We start from the raw sequence: 18109 nt of genomic DNA, 5'->3' as shown, positions 1-18109 counted from the left end.
GGCCGGGTTTCGGAAACAGCGGAGGTACCGTCTGGTTGACTTGCCGCTTACCGGCGTCCGCGTGCCGGCGCAGCGCCCTTGGCCGGCGCCTTGCCACGCGCCATCGGTGCGGCAGCGGCCGGCTTGGCCTTGGTCTTGATGGTCGACAAAATCGACGGACGCACTTTCGATTCGGCCGCCGATGCCTTTGGCGCCGCTGCCGTGCCACCGAGGGCGATACGGTTCTTGCCCGGCGTGACCTTGAACTTGTCGGGCGTACCGGCGCCGTGCGTCTGGCGGCTGCGCTCGCCTGCGGCCAGGCCACCGGACTCGGACGAGGTCCAGGCCGGGATCAGATGCTTGTCGCCATTGCCGATCAGGTCGCCGCGGCCCATGTTGACCAGCGCTTCGCGCAGGATCGGCCAGTTGGCCGGGTCCTGGTAGCGCAGGAAGGCTTTATGGGTGCGGCGGATCTTGCCGCTGCGCGCCGTTTCCACCACTTCCGAGTCGGCGGTCACCTTGCGCAGCGGATTCTTGCGCGTGTGGTACATGGTGGTGGCCATCGCCATCGGCGTCGGCATGAAGGTCTGCACCTGGTCGAGCTTGAAGTTGTTCTTCTTCAGCCACAGCGCCAGGTTCAGCATGTCCAGGTCGGTCGTGCCCGGGTGGGCCGCGATAAAGTACGGAATCAGGTACTGCTTCTTGCCCGCTTCGAGCGAGAAGCGGTCGAACATTTCCTTGAATTCGTCATACGCGCCGATGCCGGGCTTCATCATTTTCGACAACGTGCCCTCTTCCGTGTGTTCGGGCGCGATCTTCAGCAGGCCGCCGACGTGGTGCGTGACCAATTCCTTCACGTATTCGGGCGAGCGCACCGCCAGGTCGTAGCGCAGGCCGGAGCTGATCAAGACCTTCTTGATGCCGGGAATTGCGCGCGCCTTGCGGTACAGCGAAATGAGCTTGCTGTGGTCGGTGCCCAGATTGACGCAGATCGACGGGTACACGCACGACAGCCGGCGGCACGACACTTCGATCTCTTTTTCCTTGCAGGCCAGGCGGTACATATTCGCGGTCGGGCCGCCCATATCGGAAATGGTACCGGTAAACCCTTTGGTTTTATCCCGGATATGCTCGATTTCGCGCAGAATCGACGGCTCCGAGCGGCTCTGGATAATGCGCCCTTCGTGCTCGGTAATCGAGCAGAAGGTGCAGCCACCGAAACAGCCGCGCATGATGTTGACGGAAAAGCGGATCATTTCCCAGGCCGGGATATGCGCCTTGCCATAGCTCGGGTGTGGCGCGCGCGCATAGTTCATGTCGTACACGCCGTCCATCTCGTCCATCGCCAGCGGCAGCGGCGGCGGATTGAGCCACACGTCGCGCTCGCCATGCGCCTGCACCATGGCGCGCGCATTGCCCGGGTTCGATTCCAGGTGGAACACGCGCGAGGCGTGCGCATACATCACGGGATCGTCCTTGACCACGTCGTACGCGGGCAGGCGCACCACCGTCTTGTCGTGCTTTTCCTTGGCCATCGCCAGCCGCTCTTCGCGGCTCATGATGCGGATCGGCTTGATCACTTCGGCCGACTTCGCGGCGTTTTCGGTGGCGCAGGCGGTCTTGTCTTCCTGCACCATTTCGTACGGACTGTAATGCGGATCGATCTTGCCCGGCACATCGACGCGGGTGGAATTGTGCACGCCCCAGTCGTCGCCGGGCAGCCAGCCGGCCGGCACCATGAAGGCGGTGCCGCGCAGGTCGCGGATATCCTTGATGTGTTCGCCCGCGGCCAGGCGGTGCGTCAGGTCGACCAGCGCGCGTTCGGCATTGCCGAAGATCAGCAGATCGGCCTTGGAATCGGGCAGCACCGAGCGGCGCACCTTGTCCGACCAGTAATCGTAGTGGGCGATGCGGCGCAGCGATGCTTCGATGCTGCCGATCACCACCGGCACGTCCGGATACGCTTCGCGCGCGCGCTGGGCGTAGACGGTGACGGCGCGGTCCGGGCGTTTATTGGGTTCGGCGTTGGCGGTATACGCGTCGTCGGAGCGGATCTTGCGGTCGGCCGTGTACTGGTTGACCATGGAATCCATATTGCCGGCGGTCACGCCGTAGTACAGGCGCGGCTTGCCGAGGATGCGGAAGGCGTCGGCCGACAGCCAGTCCGGCTGGCTGATGATGCCGACACGGTAGCCTTGCGCTTCGAGCAGGCGGCCGACCAGCGCCATGCCGAAACTCGGATGGTCGATATAGGCGTCGCCGGTCACGAGGATGACGTCGCACTGGTCCCAGCCCAGCGCATCCATCTCGGCGCGCGACATCGGCAGGAAAGGCGCTACGGCAGCGCGGGCAGACCGCTTGGGAACGGTCGCAAATAAATTGGTAGGGGAGTTCATTGGCCGGATTGTACCGGAATTGGCCAGTTCGAACCTGACAGCCTGAATTTGACTGTTGGATTTTGGTACAAAAAACGTTTATATTTCAATCACTTGGGGGCAATGCGCCCCAGTGGGGCGCATTGCGATCGCGAAGCGACAGACTCTATCAAATCCCCATATTGGCCAGTATCTCGCCCAGCTCGCGCAGCGCCGGCTCCAGCTTCGGATGCTTGACAGCAAACTTGGCCGACAATTCCTGGCTGCGTTCGGCCAGGCCGTAGGTGGTCGATTCTTCTTCCTGCGCTTTCAGCGCGGCGCGCTTTTCCAGCAGCAGGCGGATGTCGCCGTCGAGCTTTTGCAGCAAACCATGCAACTCTTCATCGACGGGGCCGCTCGACTCCAGGTTCGACTGCAGCTGGTGTAACGATTCCTTGAGTTTGCTTTCCATGTTTTTTCCTGTCAGTCAGTAAATTGCGTGTCCAGGTACAACTGCTCCACCTTGCTCCTGGCCCACGGGGTCTTGCGCAAAAACTTCAGGCTCGACTTGATGCTCGGCTCGCTGATAAAGCAATTGATGTCGATCCGCTTGCCCAGGCCATCCCAGCCGTAGTGGGCTTGCAGGCGCGTCACGATCGCTTCCAGGGTAACGCCATTCAAATCTTGACTCATTTTCCTCTTTCTACCACTTATTTTCTATCTTACTCAATTCTACGCCGCCCGCACGTTACTCTTGCACCGCTCCGTCAAGAACGGCGCAAGCGACGGTGGAATTTACTGCGTTTTCAAACCGCGGCGTTCCAGCAGCGGCTCGACGGTGGCGTCGCGGCCGCGGAAGTCGCGGAACAGCTGCAGCGCATCGACGCTGCCGCCGCGCGACAGCAATTTGCTGCGGAACCAGTCGCCGTTCTTGCGCAGCAGGCCGCCGTTTTCCTTGAACCAGTTGACGGACTCGGCATCGAGTTTTTCCGACCACAGGTAGGCGTAGTACGCCGCCGAGTAGCCGCCCGAGAAACTGTGCGAGAAGTAGCTGGTGCGGTAGCGCGGCGGCACCGGCGCGTAGTCAACCCCGGCGTCCTTCAGCGAGGCCGCTTCGAAGGCCAGCACATCGGTCGGGATCTGGTTCGGCGCCAGCTGGTGCCAGCGCTGATCCAGCAGGGCCGCCGACAGGTATTCGGTGGTCATGAAGCCCTGGTTGAATTTTTTTGCCGCCATGACTTTATCGAGCAGTTCCTGCGGCATGGCCGCGCCGCTCTGGTAGTGCTTGGCATAGTTCTGCAGCACTTCCGGCCAGACGGCCCACATTTCATTGACTTGCGACGGATACTCGACGAAGTCGCTCGGCACGCTGGTGCCCGAGAAGCGCGGATATTTCACGTTCGAAAACATGCCGTGCAGCGCATGGCCGAACTCATGGAACATGGTGGTCACTTCATCGAACGTCAGCAGGGTCGGCTGGCCGGCCGGCGGCTTCGGAATATTGAGCTGGTTCGCCACCACCGGATGGGTGCCCATCAGGCTCGATTGCGACACGTACTCATTCATCCACGCGCCGCCATGCTTGTTGCCGCGCGCATAGAAGTCGGCGATGAACAGCGCCAGCGGCTTGCCGTTGGCATCGGTCACGTCATACACGCGCACGTCCGGGTTATACACCGGCAAGTCTTTGCGTTCTTTGAAACTGATGCCGTACAGTTTATTGGCCGCAAAGAACACGCCGTTGTTCAGCACGCTATTGAGTTCCAGATACGGTTTCAGCTGGTTTTCATCGAAATTGAAACGCTGGTTGCGCAGCTTGTCGGTATAGATGGCCCAGTCGGCTGCCGCCACCTGGAAGCCGCCTTGTTCCGCATCGACCACGCCCTGCAGGTCGGCCGCCTCGCGGCGCGCATTGGCCACGGCCGGCTTGGCCAGTTCCGACAGCAGGGTATTGACGGCCGTGGTGGTTTTCGCCGTCTGGTCTTCCAGCGCATACGCCGCGTAGTTCGGGTAGCCGAGCAGGGTGGCGCGTTCGGCGCGCAATTTTGCCAGTTTCAGCACGATGGCGCGGTTGTCGAATTCGCCGCCCTGGCTGCCACGGTTCAGCGAGGCATCCATCAGGCGCTGGCGCGTGGCGCGGTTGGTCAGCACGGCCAGCGGCGGCTGGCCGCTGGTGTTGACCAGGGCAATCACGAACTTGCCGTCCAGGCCGCGCTCCTTGGCGGCGGCTGCCGCCGTGTCGATATCGCTGTCGGTCATGCCGGCCAGCTCTTCACGCGTGTTCACCACCAGGCCCTTGGCGTTGGTTTCCTTCAGCACGTTTTGCGCGAAGGCCGTTTCCAGGCCGGCCTGCTCGGCATTGAAGGCTTTCAGTTTGTCCTTGTCGGCGTCGGACAGCTTGGCGCCGGCGCGCACGAAATCGGTGTGGTAGCGGTCCAGCAGGCGCAGCGATTCGGCGTCCAGGCCCAGCTGGTCGCGCTTGGCGTACAGGGTGTCGATGCGGGTAAACAGTTTTGGATTGAGGCTGATGGCGTCCGCATGCGCGGCCAGCTTCGGCGAAATGTCCGTTTCCACCGCTTCCAGCGCGGCGTTGGTATTGGTCGAGGTCATGTTGCTGAAGATGCTCTGCACGCGGTGCAGTAGCTGGCCCGTGCGCTCGAGCGCCACGATGGTGTTTTCAAACGTGGGCGCCTGGCGGTTGTTGGCGATCGCATTGACTTCGGCCAGCTGGCGCTTCATGCCTTCGGCAAACGCCGGCGCGTAATGCGCGTCCTTGATCAGGCCGAACTGCGGCATCTGGAATGGCAGCGGGCTCGCTTTGAGCAGCGGGTTTTGCGCGCTGACAGCGGCAGCGGGCGTATCCTTGGCGGCGGCAGCCATGGCTTGCGGAGCGGCGTGGGCCAGCATGACGCTGGCGGCGATGACGAGCAGTTGTGGACGGATCATGACATCTTTCAAAGTGCAGGGAAGAACCGCGACCATGTCGCGGACCAGTGGCAAATGATAGCAGGGCGCCCTGCCAGCGTGGCGGCGCGGGCCGAATGCGCGGTTTACCACGGCGCCGGTTTTGATTTGCCAAATAAAAATGGCCGCCATTGGGTGGCGGCCATTTTTAGCTTAGCGGCGGTTTGGTGGCACTTATTTGCCGCTCAGGCCGCGGCGTTCCAGCAGCGGCTCGATCTTCGCATCGCGGCCGCGGAACTCGCGGTAGATGTCGAGCGCATCGGCGCTGCCGCCGCGCGAGAGCAGCTTGGCGCGGAACCAGTCGCCGTTCTTGCGCGTCAGGCCGCCGTTTTCCTTGAACCACTCGACCGTGTCGGCGTCGAGCTTTTCCGACCACAGGTAGGCGTAATAGCCGGCCGAATAGCCGCCCGCAAACGCGTGCGAGAAGTAGGTGGTGCGGTAGCGTGGCGGCGCCGGCGCGAAGTCGATGCCGGCCTCCGCCAGGGCGGTGTTTTCAAACGCCAGCACGTCGCTCGGAATCTGTGCCGGGGTCAGCTGGTGCCAGCGCTGGTCCAGCAGGGCCGAGGCCAGGTATTCGGTGGTCTTGTAGCCCTGGTTGAAATTGTCGGCCGCCGTCACTTTCGCCAGCAATTCGGCAGGAATCGCCACGCCGGTCTGGTAGTGTTTGGCGTAGTTCTGCAGCACTTCCGGCCACAGCGCCCACATTTCATTGACCTGCGACGGGTATTCGACGAAGTCGCGCGGCACGCTGGTGCCCGAGAAGCGCGGGTATTTCACTTTCGAGAACATGCCGTGCAGCGCATGGCCGAATTCGTGGAACATGGTGGTCACTTCATCGAACGTCATCAGGGTCGGCTGGCCCGCTTCCGGTTTCGGAATGTTCAGGTTATTGGCGATCACCGGCTGATTGCCCAGCAGGGCCGACTGGCTGACATAGGCATTGGCCCAGGCGCCGCCGCGCTTGTTGCTGCGCGCATAAGGGTCGAGCGTGAAGATGGCCAGTTGCTTGCCGTCTTCGTTGAACACGTCAAATACCAGCATGTCGGCGTTGTACACCGGCAGGTCGGTGCGCTGCTTGAAGCTGAGGCCATACAGCTTGCCGGCGGCAAAGAACACGCCTTTCGTCAGCACGCTGTTCATTTCAAAATACGGTTTGAGCTGGTTCTGGTCGAAGTTGTAGCGTTCGGCGCGCACCTTGTCGCTGTAGAAGGCCCAGTCGCTGGCGGCGACCTTGAAGCCGCCTTTTTCCGCGTCGATCACCTTCTGGATATCGTCCGCTTCGCGGCGCGCATTGACGACAGCCGGTTTCGCCAGTTCGCCCAGCAGCGCGTTGACGGCGGTGGTGGTCCTGGCGGTCTGGTCTTCCAGCGAATAGGCCGCGTAGTTCGGGTAGCCCATCAGCGCGGCCCGTTCGGCGCGCAGCTTGGCCAGGTCCAGCACTACCTGGCGGTTGTCGAACTCGCCGCCATGGCTGCCGCGCGCCTGCGAGGCGACCATGATGCGTTCGCGCAAGGCGCGGTTGGTCAGCTGCGACAGCGGCGCCTGGCCGGTGGTGTTGACCAGCGCGATCACATACTTGCCATCGAGGCCGCGTTTTTTTGCCAGGCCGGCCGCCACTTCGATCGCCGCCGGCGACAGGCCGTCGAGCTCTTCGCGCGTGTCGACGACGACGGCCGACGCATTGAGTTCCTTCAGCACGTTCTGCGCAAACGTGGTCGACAGGGCGGCCAGCTGGCTGTTGTAGACCTTCAGCTTGTCCTTGTCACCGGCCGACAGCTTGGCGCCGGCGCGCACGAAGTCGGTGTGATAGCGCTCCAGCAGGCGTTTCGATTCGGCATCGAGGCCCAGCTTGTCGCGCTTGGCGTACAGGGCGCTGATGCGCTGGTACAGCTTGGCGTTGAGCATGATCGCGTCGCTATGGGCCGCCATCTTGGGCGCCAGCTCGCGTTCCAGGCCCTGGATCGTGTCATTCGTGTTCGAACCCGACATCACCGAAAACACGGTGCGCACGCGGCCGAGCAACTGGCCCGCGCGTTCCATCGCGACGATGGTGTTCTCGAACGTGGCCGCTTTCGGATTGTTGGCGATCGTGTTGATCTCCGCCAGGTGCGCCGCCATGCCGGCCGCAAAGGCGGGCGCGTAATCGGCGTCCTGTACCTTGTCGAACGGCGGGTAGTGGAAAGGCAAGGTGCTGGCTTGGGCAAACGGATTGGTGGCTGGCAAGGCTGCGGCCGGGGTAACGGCAGCGGCGGCTGGCGCCTTGGTCGCGGCAAAAGCGGCTGGTGCCAGCATCAGGCTGGCGGCGATGACGAGCAGGGTTGGACGGGTCATGACATCTTTCAAAGAACGCAAGAGAACCGCGATTGTGTCGCGGACCAGCCTGAAATAATAACAGCCTGACACACTTGCGTCACCCGCAACAACCGCAGGTATCAAGCTGCCCTGTGATGCTTGGTCAGCTTAATAATGCGGCGGACGCTCGTTCACCTGGCCGCCATTGGCCTGCTGCGCGCCGTCGCGCACATGCTCGCCCAGCTTGTGCAGCATCGCTTCGAGCTGGTCGATGCGGCGGCCCTGCTGGTACACCATCTGGTTCAGCGATTCGACCAGGTCTTCCTGCTGCGCCAGCTTGATCTCGATATCGACGAAGCGATTTTCCATCTGTTCATTGTTCATAGTGCTCACGGTGATTCCTGGCATCAAACGCGTATTTTACTCTTCCGGCAAGGCGATTCACCGCAAGCCGGCTGCCATCTCGGCCATCGCAGGCGATATTGTTGACTATGCTGGTCATGCAGCAAACTCCTTGACGAATGAGAACAAGCGATTACAATGGATACATCTGCCGACAATAAGCCATGCCTGATCGAAACCTTCAAGACGGCCGAATATCGCCGCTGGGAAGACAAGCTGCACGACGTGGCGGCCGCCGCCATCGATGCGCGCATCAAGAATTTGCAGCACGGCAAAAAGGGCGACTGGCGCGCGGTGGGCGGTGGCGTCTGCGAGTTGCGCCTTTTGCAGACGGGGCCGGGATGGCGCGTGTATTTTCATGAAACCAATCTGGGCGCGCTGATCCTGCTGCTGCTCGGCGGCGACAAATCGAGTCAACCACGCGATATCGACAAGGCGAAACAGATTCTGGCCGAACTGAAGGCACAGCAGGCGGCGCTCAGGAAACAGCGGCAGTCTGCCAATCACGCCACGGGAGGGCGAAAAAAATGAACCAGGAACACGACTTTGATCTCGACGACCTCGACGCGCTGGGCCTGACCCGCTTCGATCCCGCGCAGCACCTGACCAGCCTTGACGCGGTGGCCGCCTACATGAGCGAAATCGCCGCCACCGGCAATGCGGAGCTGTTCCAGGCGGCGATGAACGATGTGGTGCGCGCGCATGGCATGGGCAAGGTGGCGGCAAAGGCCGATATCACGCGCGAAGGCGCCTATAAAGCCTTGCGCGAGGGCAGCAAGCCGCGCTTCGAGACCATCCTGAAAATGCTCGATGCGCTGGGCATGCAGTTTGCCATCGTGCCCAAGGTGGCGCCGGACGCCAGCTGAGGCCGTACTGAGACTGTCTTCGGCCGAGCTCAGCTCTTGGGCGTGGCCAGCAGCGCCTTCATGCGCGCCAGGCGCTCCTTCGGCGAGATCACTTCCGACTCGGTCGGCACGGCGTCGCCCACGTCGAGTTCCATTTCCTTGATAAAGCGCGACACGTCGCAATGCACCTGCTCGCCGGCCCGCTTGCGCTTCTTGCACCAGGTAATCTGCAAGGTGCGTTGCGCGCGCGTAATGCCCACATACATCAGGCGCCGTTCTTCCTGGATGCGCGCACCGAGCGTTTCGGCCGGCGCATCGGCGTCGCCCTTGTGCGGCAGGATGCCCTCTTCCACGCCGACCAGGAACACGTGCGGAAACTCCAGCCCTTTCGACGCATGCAGGGTCGACATGCGCACCGCATCCTGCTCCTCATCCTTGCCTTCGAGCATGGTCATCAGCGCCACCATCTGCGTCAGTTCCAGCACGTTCTTTTCTTCGCCGTCGCGGTCCTTGCCGCCCCTGCCCCGTTCCTTCAGCCAGTTGACGAATTCGAGCACGTTCTGCCACTTGCTTTGCGCCTGGCGCTCCTCAAACGCGTCGTACAGATACGATTCGTAGTGGATTTCCTTCATCATGTCGTCCAGCACTTCGGCGGCATTGTCGCCGCTGCCGGCCGGGCCCGGACGGCTGGCGCGCGACTCCAGATCGTTGATGAAGTTGCAGAAATCGCGTAGCGGCCCCAGCTGGCGGTCGGTCAGCTTGGCCTCGATGCCGCCCTTGAACACGGCCTGGAACAGCGAACACTGCCACTGGCCCGAAAACGCCCCCAGCACTTCCAGCGTCGACTGGCCCACGCCCCGGCGCGGCGTGGTCACGGCGCGGATAAACGCCGGATCGTCGTCCTCGTTGGCCAGCAGGCGCAGATAGCTGATGATGTCCTTGATCTCGGCCTTGTCGAAGAAACTCTGGCCGCCCGAAATCGTGTACGGGATGCGTTCCTTGCGCAGGCACTGCTCGATAATGCGCGCCTGGTGGTTGCCACGGTACAAAATCGCGTAATCGGAAAATTTGTTCTTGCGCTCGAAATGGTCGGCCGAGATCATGATGGCCACCTGTTCGGCCTCCTGCTCGTCGGTCTGCATGCCCAGCACCTTGATCGGCTCGCCCAGGCCGTGCTCGGACCACAGCGACTTTTCAAACAGTTTCGGATTGTTGCCGATCACGGCATTGGCGGCGTTCAGGATGCGCATGGTGGAACGGTAATTCTGTTCCAGCTTGATCACGCGCAGGTCGGGAAAGTCCGTTTCCAGCGTCTTCAAATTTTCCACGGTGGCGCCGCGCCAGGCGTAGATCGCCTGGTCGTCGTCGCCCACGGCGGTAAACATCGGCTTCTTGCCGATGCCGGTCACCATCAGTTTCACCAGTTCGTACTGGCAGGTATTGGTGTCCTGGTATTCATCGACCAGCAGGTAGCGCAGACGGCGCTGCCACTTGTCGCGCACGGTGTCGTTGTTGCGGAACAGTTCGACCGGCAGGCGGATCAGGTCGTCGAAATCGACCGCCTGGTAGGCCGATAAAGTCGCTACATAGCTGCGGTAGATGCGCGCCGCGTTGGCTTCGTCTTCGTCCTTGGCCTGCGCCAGCGCCGTGTCCGGGTCGATCAGGCCGTTTTTCCACAGCGACATGGCAGTCTGGATCTGGCGGATGATCTGCTTGTCGGTGGTGATCGCCAGGTCTTGTACCAGCGAAAAACAGTCGTCGCTGTCCATGATGGAAAAGCGGTCCTTCAGCCCTACCCCGTTGGCTTCCTGGCGCAGGATTTTCACGCCCAGCGAGTGGAAGGTCGACACCGTCAGCTGCTTGGCCTGGCGCGGCTGCTTCAACAGCTTGGCGATGCGCTCCTGCATTTCCAGCGCCGCCTTGTTGGTAAACGTCAGCGCGGCGATGGTGCGCGGGTCGTAGCCCCGGTCTTCGATCAGGTGGGCGATCTTCTGCGTGATCACGCGCGTCTTGCCCGAACCGGCGCCGGCCAGCACCAGGCAGGGGCCGTCCAGGTAGGTGACCGCTTCGCTTTGGGGAACGTTAAGACCGAATTGTGGCGCTTTGGACATCAGGGTATTTCCGGAAGGAACAGCAGCCCATTGTAACAGTGTCGCGCACGCTGATTGCACCGGCCGGGTCTTGATAAATGCCAGTTGGGCGCCATCTTGACCGATTGAAATGTGCGATGCAGCCCGGCCTGGAGTACCATTCCGGCTATCTGGCCTTGCGCCCTAACCTCTCGAATGGCCGCCCCATGAAATTTGAACATCTGATTGAAATCAACGATCCGTTGAACCCGCTGATCGATACCTTGACTGTCGAACAAGTCTGGCGCGGCCTGGTGCTGCGCGCCGAGTCGCCCAAGCTGTTCGTGCCGCACCTGGACGAGTGCGTCATCAGCGAACGCAGCGACAGCGGTTTTTCGCGCAGCCTGCGCTATGGCGAGCTGGTGATCGACGACAAGGTGATACTGCTGCCGCAACTGCAGGTGCGCTACGAAGTGGCGGCGCAGAAAGACATCAGCGCCTCGTCGCTGGTGATGACGATCGAAATGCCGGACGAGCACAGCCTGTGGGTGCGCTTCCAGTACGACGACGGCCATGACGCGGCCACCGATGCGGCCAACGCCATGTACGACGACTTCCGCCGCTCGGCCTACCAGGAATCCGATATCGACACCATCCGCGTGCTGCGCGAGCTGGCGGCGGAAGGCCGTTTGGATACCGGGCTGCTTAACTAAAAGTCAGGCGCCCGGCGTGCAGTCGGCGCAGGCCGGCACATTGTCCGGATCCTGCTCCAGGTTCAGCGCCAGCTCGCGCAGGGCCGTGCGCACGCCTTCTTCGATCACCGGGTGGTAGAACGGCATGTCGAGCATGGCGTGCACCGTCAGCTGTGCCTGGCATGCCCAGGCCAGCAAGTGGCCCAGGTGCTCGCCGCGCGGCGCGATCATCTCGGCGCCCAGGAAACGCTGGCTGCCGAATTCCGCATACACGCGCAGCATGCCCTTGTTTTGCAGCATCACGCGGCTGCGGCCCTGGTTGCCGAACGACACGGCGCCGGTGGCAAACCTGCCCGCGTGCGTGACGCACAACTGCTGGTAGGTGGCGCCCACCGTCGCAATCTGTGGCTCGGTAAACGCCACCGTCAGCGGCGTGCGGCGCAGGCCCGGCTGCACCTCGGGAAAACGCGCCGCATTGTCGCCGGCGATGCGGCCCTGGTCAGCCGCCTCGGGCAGCAGCGGCATTTCGTCGCTGGCGTCGCCGGCAATAAAGATGGAACTCTTGCCGCACTGCATGGTGTGCTTGTCGTACAAGGGCACGCCGTGGCGGTCCAGTTCGATCTGCGCCGTTTCCAGGCCGATGCCGTGCACGTTCGGGCTGCGGCCGATGGCGGCCAGCACATACTCGAACTGTTCGGTTTTTTCCTTCCCTTCACCATCGCGGCTGGTCAGCAGCACACCTTTGCCATCGTCGCTTTTGGCGATATGCGCCACGCTGGTCTGGAAGCGGATATCGAATTCGCCACCGAGCACCTTGCCGGCCTCGGCCAGTACCAGCGGATCGGTCAGCTGCGCCACCTTGGCGCCGCGCGCAAACACGGCCACGCGCACACCCAACCTGGCCAGCGCCTGGCCCAGCTCCAGGCCGATCACGCCGGGCCCCACCACCGCCACCGATTGCGGCAGATCGGTCCAGCCGAACACGGCGTCGCTGGTGATCACGCGCTCGCCGCCGGCTTTCCATTCCGGCGGCACGATCGGCGAGGAACCGGTGGCGATCACCACGCTGGCTGCCTCGACAATGGTGTGCTCATCGACCTGCAGCTTGCCCGGCGCAATAAAGCGCGCATGGCCGCGCAGTTTTTCCTCGTCGGGTATCGCATCGACGCCTTCAAGCACGAAGCCGACAAAGCGGTCGCGCTCGCTGCGCACGCGCGCCATCACCTGCTTGCCATCAATGCGCAACTGGCCCGGATGCACGCCAAACGCGGGCGCCGCCGTCACCGCATGGGCCGCTTCGGCAGCGGAAATCAGCAGTTTGCTGGGCATGCAGCCGACGCGCGCGCACGTGGTGCCATACGGCCCACTTTCCATCATCAGCACGCGCTTGCCGTGCAGGCGTGCCGCCTTGTGCGCCGTCAGGCCTGCCGTGCCGCTGCCGATCACGGCCACGTCCACTTGTATCGTCTTCATTTTGCTCATCTTGCCACCCACCCGGTCCACTGATTATGAAGAGGAATACTACTCTGTTGGCACGAAAAAAGGTTTTACCAAGTGGCAATTCGTGTATTAGTATAGCTAATTCTTATGTCAATTTATAAGCTGAGCTAATGGGAACCATCGATTATCGCGCGCTGGCCGTGCTCGACGCCGTCGCCAGCCACGGCAGCTTCGACAAGGCTGCCGTCGCGCTGGGCATTACCCAGTCAGCCGTCTCGCAGCGCATCAAGGCGCTGGAAGACGCCAGCGGACGCCTGCTGATCATCCGTGGCCAGCCGGCCGTGCCGACCGGCCTGGGCCAGCGCCTGATCGCGCACCACCGCCATGTCAAATTGATGGAAGCGTCGCTCGACATCGACCTGGGCCATGCCGTCAGCATGCCGGAACTGGCGATTGCCATCGATGACGACAGCCTGGCGAGCTGGTTTCCCGATGCGCTGGCCGCACTGCTGGCGCCGCCGCGCTGCCAGCTCGACATACGCCTGGCCGACAGCGATAGCGCCTTGCAGATGGTGCGCGACGGCACCGTCTTTGGCTGCGTGGCAAATGCCTCGGGTACGCCACAGGAAACAACTGCCGCCACCAGCATCACGCCGCTGGGCACGCTGCGCCATGTCTGCGTGGCCACCCCCGTGTTTGCCGGCCACTGGTTTGGCGATGGCTTCTCGGCCGAGGCGGTGCAGCTGGCGCCGGCCGTGGTGGGCCAGTACAGCCTGCTGGCCCGCTTCCTGGCCGAACAGCTGAAGCTCGATGCGCCGTTTCCCCATCACAGCCTGCCGGTCACGGCCGCGCGCCGTACCTGCATCGCCGATGGCCTGGCCTACGGCCTGATGCCGCAGCGGCTGGCGGTACCGCTGCTGGCCACCGACCGGCTGGTCGACCTGGCGCCGGGCCGCACGCTCGATGTGGCCCTGAACTGGCATGCCTGGACACTGGACACGCCATTCACCAAATTGCTGTCGGAACAAATCGTGCGTTCGGCGCGGGCCTGGCTGGACTGAGTGAACTGATCAGATATCGAGCGGATCGACTTCCAGCGACCATTTGACGCGCGTCTTCATGGCGCGCAATGCCGCCAGCCACTCTTTCAGGAAGGCCTGCAGCGCGGGCCTTGAGTTCGATTCCAGCAGCAGCTGGGCGCGGTCGACGTTGTAGACGCGCGTCATGCTCATCGGAATCGGATCGTTGATGGTAATGGCCGGGTGCGCCATGCAATCCTTGGCCGCCTGCAGGAACTCGATGGCGGTCGCCAGCTCGGGCGCTTCGGCGCGCAGCAGCGCCTGGAACAGGTACGGCGGCAGCGCCGCCTGCGCCCGCTCTTCGAGCAAGGTGGTGGCGAAGTGGTCGTAATCGTGGTTGACCACCGCGTCGTACAGCGGATGGCGCGCATAGCGGGTCTGGATCAGCACCTCGGACACGCTGCCGCCCTCGGTCTGCGCGGCGCGGCCGGCCCGCCCCGCCACCTGCATCAGCTGCGCGAACAGCCGCTCGCTGGCCCGATAGTCCTGCGAAAACAGCGCCGTATCGGGATTCAGGATGCCGACCAGGGTCAGTTTTTTGAAGTCATGCCCCTTGGCCACCATCTGCGTGCCAATCAGAATGTCCACTTCGCCGCGGTGCACGGTATCGAACGCTTCCTGTGCACTGCCCTTCTTGCGCGTCGAGTCCGCGTCGATGCGCAGAATGCGCGCTTCGGGAAACAGCAGCTGCAGGCCCTCTTCCACGCGTTGCGTGCCGCGTCCCAGCGGCTGCAGGTCGACATTGCCGCAGGTGGGGCAATGGCGCGGGATACGCAGTTCCAGGCTGCAATGGTGGCAGCGCAGCCGGTGTTCCGGCTTGTGCAGCACCATGAACGAGGTGCAGCGGGTGCAATTGCTGATCCAGCCGCACGATTCGCAGCAGATCACCGGCGAATAGCCGCGCCGGTTCAAAAACAGCAGCGACTGCTCGCCCCGTTCCATGCGCAACTTCAATGCCGCCACCAGGTGCGACGTCAAGCCGTCCTTCGGTTTGTCGCGCTCCATGTCGAGCAATTTGACGCGCGGCAGCACGGCATTTTTCACGGCCCGCTCGCGCAATTCGAGCTTGCGGTAGCGCCCTGTCTGCGCGTGGTGCCAGCTTTCCAGCGACGGCGTGGCCGAACCGAGCACGATCGGGATCTGCAATTGCCAGGCGCGCCAGACGGCCAGGTCGCGCGCCGAATAGCGCAAGCCTTCCTGCTGCTTGTAGGAAGGATCGTGCTCTTCGTCAATGACGATCAATTTCAGGTTCGGCAACGACGCCAGGATGGCCAGCCGCGTGCCCAGCACGATGCGCGCCTGGCCCTGGTGGGCGGCCAGCCAATGCAGCATGCGCTCACCCTCGGACAGGCTGCTGTGCAGGGTGGCCAGCATCACGCCGGGAAAGCGCGCGCGGATATTGCCTTCGAGCTGGGGCGTGAGATTAATTTCCGGCACCAGGATCAGGATCTGCGCCGCCTCTTCGCGTGCCAGCACCTGGGCGCAGGCTTGCAGATAGACTTCCGTCTTGCCGCTGCCCGTCACGCCATACAGCAGGGTCGGCTTGAAGCCTTGCGCGCCACCGATGGCGTCGGCCGCGTCCTGCTGGGCGGGATTGAGCGGCGGCATGTTCAGCGGCGTGCCGTCATGCAAGTCTTTCAGCTTGGCCAGCTTCTTGATGGCGCGGTCGAGCGCCACCGTGGTCAGCACGCGCAAATTCTTGGGCAGGCCCGGCAGCGCGACTTCGCCAAGCGGGCGCTGGTAATAGTCGGCGGCAAACGCGGCCAGCGCCAGCCATTGTTGCGACAGCGGCGCAAGCTGGCTGCGCACGGCCAGCACATCTTTCATTTTGGCGTCGGGCACCTCGGTGCTGTCGGACACGCCGACGATCAGGCCCATCACTTCGCGCCGGCCGAACGGCACCAGTGCCAGCTGCCCCACTTGTGGCTGGCAGGTCGCCGCCTCGTCCTGCCAGCGATAGTCGAACAGGGCATTGAGCGGGGTGTCGAGCGCGATTTTCAAGATGCACTGCGCCATGGGTCGGGTCTATCCTTAATCAGCAGCGCGCTGCACGCACGCGGTCGGCCATGATACTTGGTCTGGCCCGTAAAGCATGGCAGGGCGGGAAAAAAGAGTTACCGCTACAGAAGATAATTCTGTGGATAACTTTGTGGACAAAGCAAAAATAAGCTTGGCCGCCACCCCCTGCATACAATGCTTATCGTCGTCAAGTCCGCACGTAAAATAAATTAAGTGTTTAGAATCAGTGACTTGAAAAAGATGCGCGCAGGTGGCAGAAATAGCAGGCTTAACTCGACAGCTGTGCATAACTGAGCTATTTCACGATTTATTTCTCAACAATAAGCAGGCTCTGCATGATCTGCATCAAAGCGCTTTGCCGTTCTGTGAGGCAAATTAATCAACCAATCGGGAAACTGCCTGGATCGGCGCGCCGGCAAATATTTTATTAGCAAATCATCATGCACTGCACCATGGACTTCAGGTAAAACCTGCACAGCACCGCTAAGTATCGGTTAACAAAATACTTTTCATTTTTATCCACAGAATCTGTTGATAACTTTGTGGACAATGAACTGACAAGCTATTCATTCCGGGGAACAACCCTGCTACCTGCCTCGGGACGATGCTCTGCTGGTGATTTTTATTACTTTAAAATCAAACACTTGCAAGTGGCATCCGGGCAAGGTGGCGATGCTGCCTGTTATTTCCGCAGTAAAAAAAATTGTGCATAAGTCGCTTTTTTATCTGCAGCGCAGCAAACAAAAAAGGCAGGTTCCTTGTGGAAAACCTGCCTTTTATTGCCAGCGATCAGCGCTGACGCGCTACGCTACTTGCTGGCGCGCAGTGCCCGGCTCTGGCTGTGCACGGCTTCCACCATCGCCTCCACCGATTCAGGCGGGGTGAACTGCGAAATGCCGTGGCCCAGGTTGAACACGTGGCCGGTGCCTTCGGACGGTGCGCCAAAGGCGCTCAGCACCTTGGCCACTTCGGCACGGATCTGATCGGGGCTGGCGAACAGGATGGCCGGGTCCAGGTTGCCCTGCAGGCCCACCTTGTGGCCGACCAGCTGGCGTGCGCGCGCCAGGTTGACGGTCCAGTCCAGGCCGACGGCATCGGCGCCGATATCGGCGATCTGCTCGATCCACTGGCCGCCGCCCTTGGTAAACACGATGGCGGGAATCCTGACGCCATCCTTGTCGCGTTTCAGCTGCGCCACCACCTGCTGCATGTAGGCCAGCGAGAACTCCTGGTAGGCGCCATCGGCCAGCGCACCGCCCCAGGAGTCGAAAATCATCACGGCTTGCGCGCCGGCATCGATTTGCGCGTTCAGGTATTGCGCCACGGAGGTGGCGTTGATCGCCAGGATGTGGTGCATCAGCTCGGGGCGGTTGTACAGCATCTTCTTGATGGTATGGAACTCTTTCGAGCCGCCGCCTTCGACCATATAGCAGGCCAGCGTCCACGGGCTGCCGGAAAAACCGATCAGCGGCACGCGGCCATTGAGTTCCGTGCGGATCTGCGTGACGGCCTTGAACACGTAGTCGAGCGATTCCAGGTCCGGCACTTGCAAGGCCATCACATCCTGCTCGGTGCGCAGCGGACGCTCGAATTTCGGGCCTTCGCCATCGGCGAAATACAGGCCCAGGCCCATCGCGTCGGGCACGGTCAGGATGTCGGAGAACAGAATCGCCGCGTCCAGCGGGAAACGGTCGAGCGGCTGCAGGGTCACTTCGGTGGCGTAATCGGGGTTTTTCGCCAGGCCCAGGAAAGAACCGGCCCGCTCGCGCGTGGCGCGGTATTCGGGCAGGTAGCGGCCGGCCTGGCGCATCAGCCAGACAGGGGTGTGCTCGGTCGGCTGGCGCAGCAGTGCGCGCAGGAAGGTGTCATTCTGGAGCGGAGCAAATTGTGGCATGGCAGGCAATCGAGCTTGGAGAAGCGGTATTATCGCATCCAATTGCCGCCAGTTCATTGATTCCGGTAACGGTTTGCAGC

General features: G+C 62.3%; 14 protein-coding genes. 4 read left to right on the top strand and 10 right to left on the bottom strand.

Annotation, left to right across the window (positions count from 1 at the left end):
• Positions 1-47 precede the first annotated feature (47 nt).
• The 6 genes from RTQ46_RS11030 to RTQ46_RS11005 form a co-directional block, all read right to left on the bottom strand.
• Complete coding sequence (locus RTQ46_RS11030; RefSeq protein WP_409518316.1) at positions 48-2300, bottom strand: YgiQ family radical SAM protein; 2253 nt, start codon at positions 2298-2300, stop codon at positions 48-50.
• A 223-nt stretch (positions 2301-2523) separates the two neighbouring features.
• Entirely contained in the window at positions 2524-2805 is a 282-nt protein-coding gene (locus RTQ46_RS11025; protein WP_312436534.1) for a DUF4404 family protein, read from the bottom strand.
• Between the two features lie 11 nt (positions 2806-2816).
• On the bottom strand, positions 2817-3026 hold the full coding sequence (locus RTQ46_RS11020) for a VF530 family DNA-binding protein (protein ID WP_094442472.1): 210 nt from the start codon (positions 3024-3026) through the stop codon (positions 2817-2819).
• A 102-nt stretch (positions 3027-3128) separates the two neighbouring features.
• A complete protein-coding gene (locus RTQ46_RS11015) occupies positions 3129-5279 on the bottom strand; it encodes a M3 family metallopeptidase (protein WP_312436533.1) in 2151 nt (716 codons plus the stop codon).
• A gap of 192 nt (positions 5280-5471) precedes the next feature.
• Positions 5472-7628, bottom strand: coding sequence for a M3 family metallopeptidase (locus RTQ46_RS11010; RefSeq protein ID WP_312436532.1), 2157 nt, complete (start codon positions 7626-7628; stop codon positions 5472-5474).
• Between the two features lie 129 nt (positions 7629-7757).
• The gene (locus tag RTQ46_RS11005; RefSeq protein ID WP_312436552.1) at positions 7758-7973 is read right to left on the bottom strand and encodes a SlyX family protein; all 216 of its coding nucleotides are present in this window, start codon (positions 7971-7973) and stop codon (positions 7758-7760) included.
• Positions 7974-8129: 156 nt separating this feature from the next.
• Between RTQ46_RS11005 and RTQ46_RS11000 the strand changes: the two genes are divergently transcribed.
• Together RTQ46_RS11000 and RTQ46_RS10995 are read left to right on the top strand one after the other, a co-directional pair.
• Complete coding sequence (locus tag RTQ46_RS11000; RefSeq protein WP_312436531.1) at positions 8130-8522, top strand: type II toxin-antitoxin system RelE/ParE family toxin; 393 nt, start codon at positions 8130-8132, stop codon at positions 8520-8522.
• Entirely contained in the window at positions 8519-8857 is a 339-nt protein-coding gene (locus RTQ46_RS10995; protein WP_312436529.1) for an addiction module antidote protein, read from the top strand. The genes RTQ46_RS11000 and RTQ46_RS10995 overlap by 4 nt, the downstream gene beginning before the upstream one ends.
• A 29-nt stretch (positions 8858-8886) precedes the next feature.
• Here the strand turns inward: RTQ46_RS10995 and RTQ46_RS10990 are convergent, their stop codons facing one another.
• Positions 8887-10947 (bottom strand): UvrD-helicase domain-containing protein, encoded by a 2061-nt coding sequence (locus tag RTQ46_RS10990; protein WP_312436528.1) that lies wholly within the window; start codon positions 10945-10947, stop codon positions 8887-8889.
• A 185-nt stretch (positions 10948-11132) separates the two neighbouring features.
• On the opposite strand from RTQ46_RS10990, the gene RTQ46_RS10985 reads away from it, so the two are divergent.
• On the top strand, positions 11133-11618 hold the full coding sequence (locus tag RTQ46_RS10985; protein WP_312436527.1) for an SRPBCC family protein: 486 nt from the start codon (positions 11133-11135) through the stop codon (positions 11616-11618).
• 3 nt (positions 11619-11621) lie between these two features.
• On the opposite strand, the gene RTQ46_RS10980 is transcribed toward RTQ46_RS10985, so the two are convergent.
• The gene (locus RTQ46_RS10980) at positions 11622-13070 is read right to left on the bottom strand and encodes a dihydrolipoyl dehydrogenase (protein ID WP_312436526.1); all 1449 of its coding nucleotides are present in this window, start codon (positions 13068-13070) and stop codon (positions 11622-11624) included.
• Positions 13071-13207: 137 nt separating this feature from the next.
• Here RTQ46_RS10980 and RTQ46_RS10975 point away from each other — a divergent pair, with 137 nt between their 5' ends.
• Positions 13208-14098, top strand: coding sequence for an ArgP/LysG family DNA-binding transcriptional regulator (locus tag RTQ46_RS10975; protein WP_312436525.1), 891 nt, complete (start codon positions 13208-13210; stop codon positions 14096-14098).
• A gap of 9 nt (positions 14099-14107) precedes the next feature.
• On the opposite strand, the gene RTQ46_RS10970 is transcribed toward RTQ46_RS10975, so the two are convergent.
• Both RTQ46_RS10970 and hemE read right to left on the bottom strand, forming a co-directional pair.
• Positions 14108-16132 (bottom strand): primosomal protein N', encoded by a 2025-nt coding sequence (locus RTQ46_RS10970; RefSeq protein ID WP_312436524.1) that lies wholly within the window; start codon positions 16130-16132, stop codon positions 14108-14110.
• An 811-nt stretch (positions 16133-16943) separates the two neighbouring features.
• A complete protein-coding gene (gene hemE, locus RTQ46_RS10965) occupies positions 16944-18029 on the bottom strand; it encodes a uroporphyrinogen decarboxylase (protein WP_312436523.1) in 1086 nt (361 codons plus the stop codon).
• Between the last annotated feature and the right edge of the window lie 80 nt (positions 18030-18109).

It is taken from the genome of Janthinobacterium sp. (assembly GCF_031995485.1).
Lineage (GTDB): Bacteria > Pseudomonadota > Gammaproteobacteria > Burkholderiales > Burkholderiaceae_D > Janthinobacterium.
The sequence above is the reverse complement of the archived record's forward strand: the minus strand, read 5'-3'. Positions and strand labels throughout refer to the sequence as shown.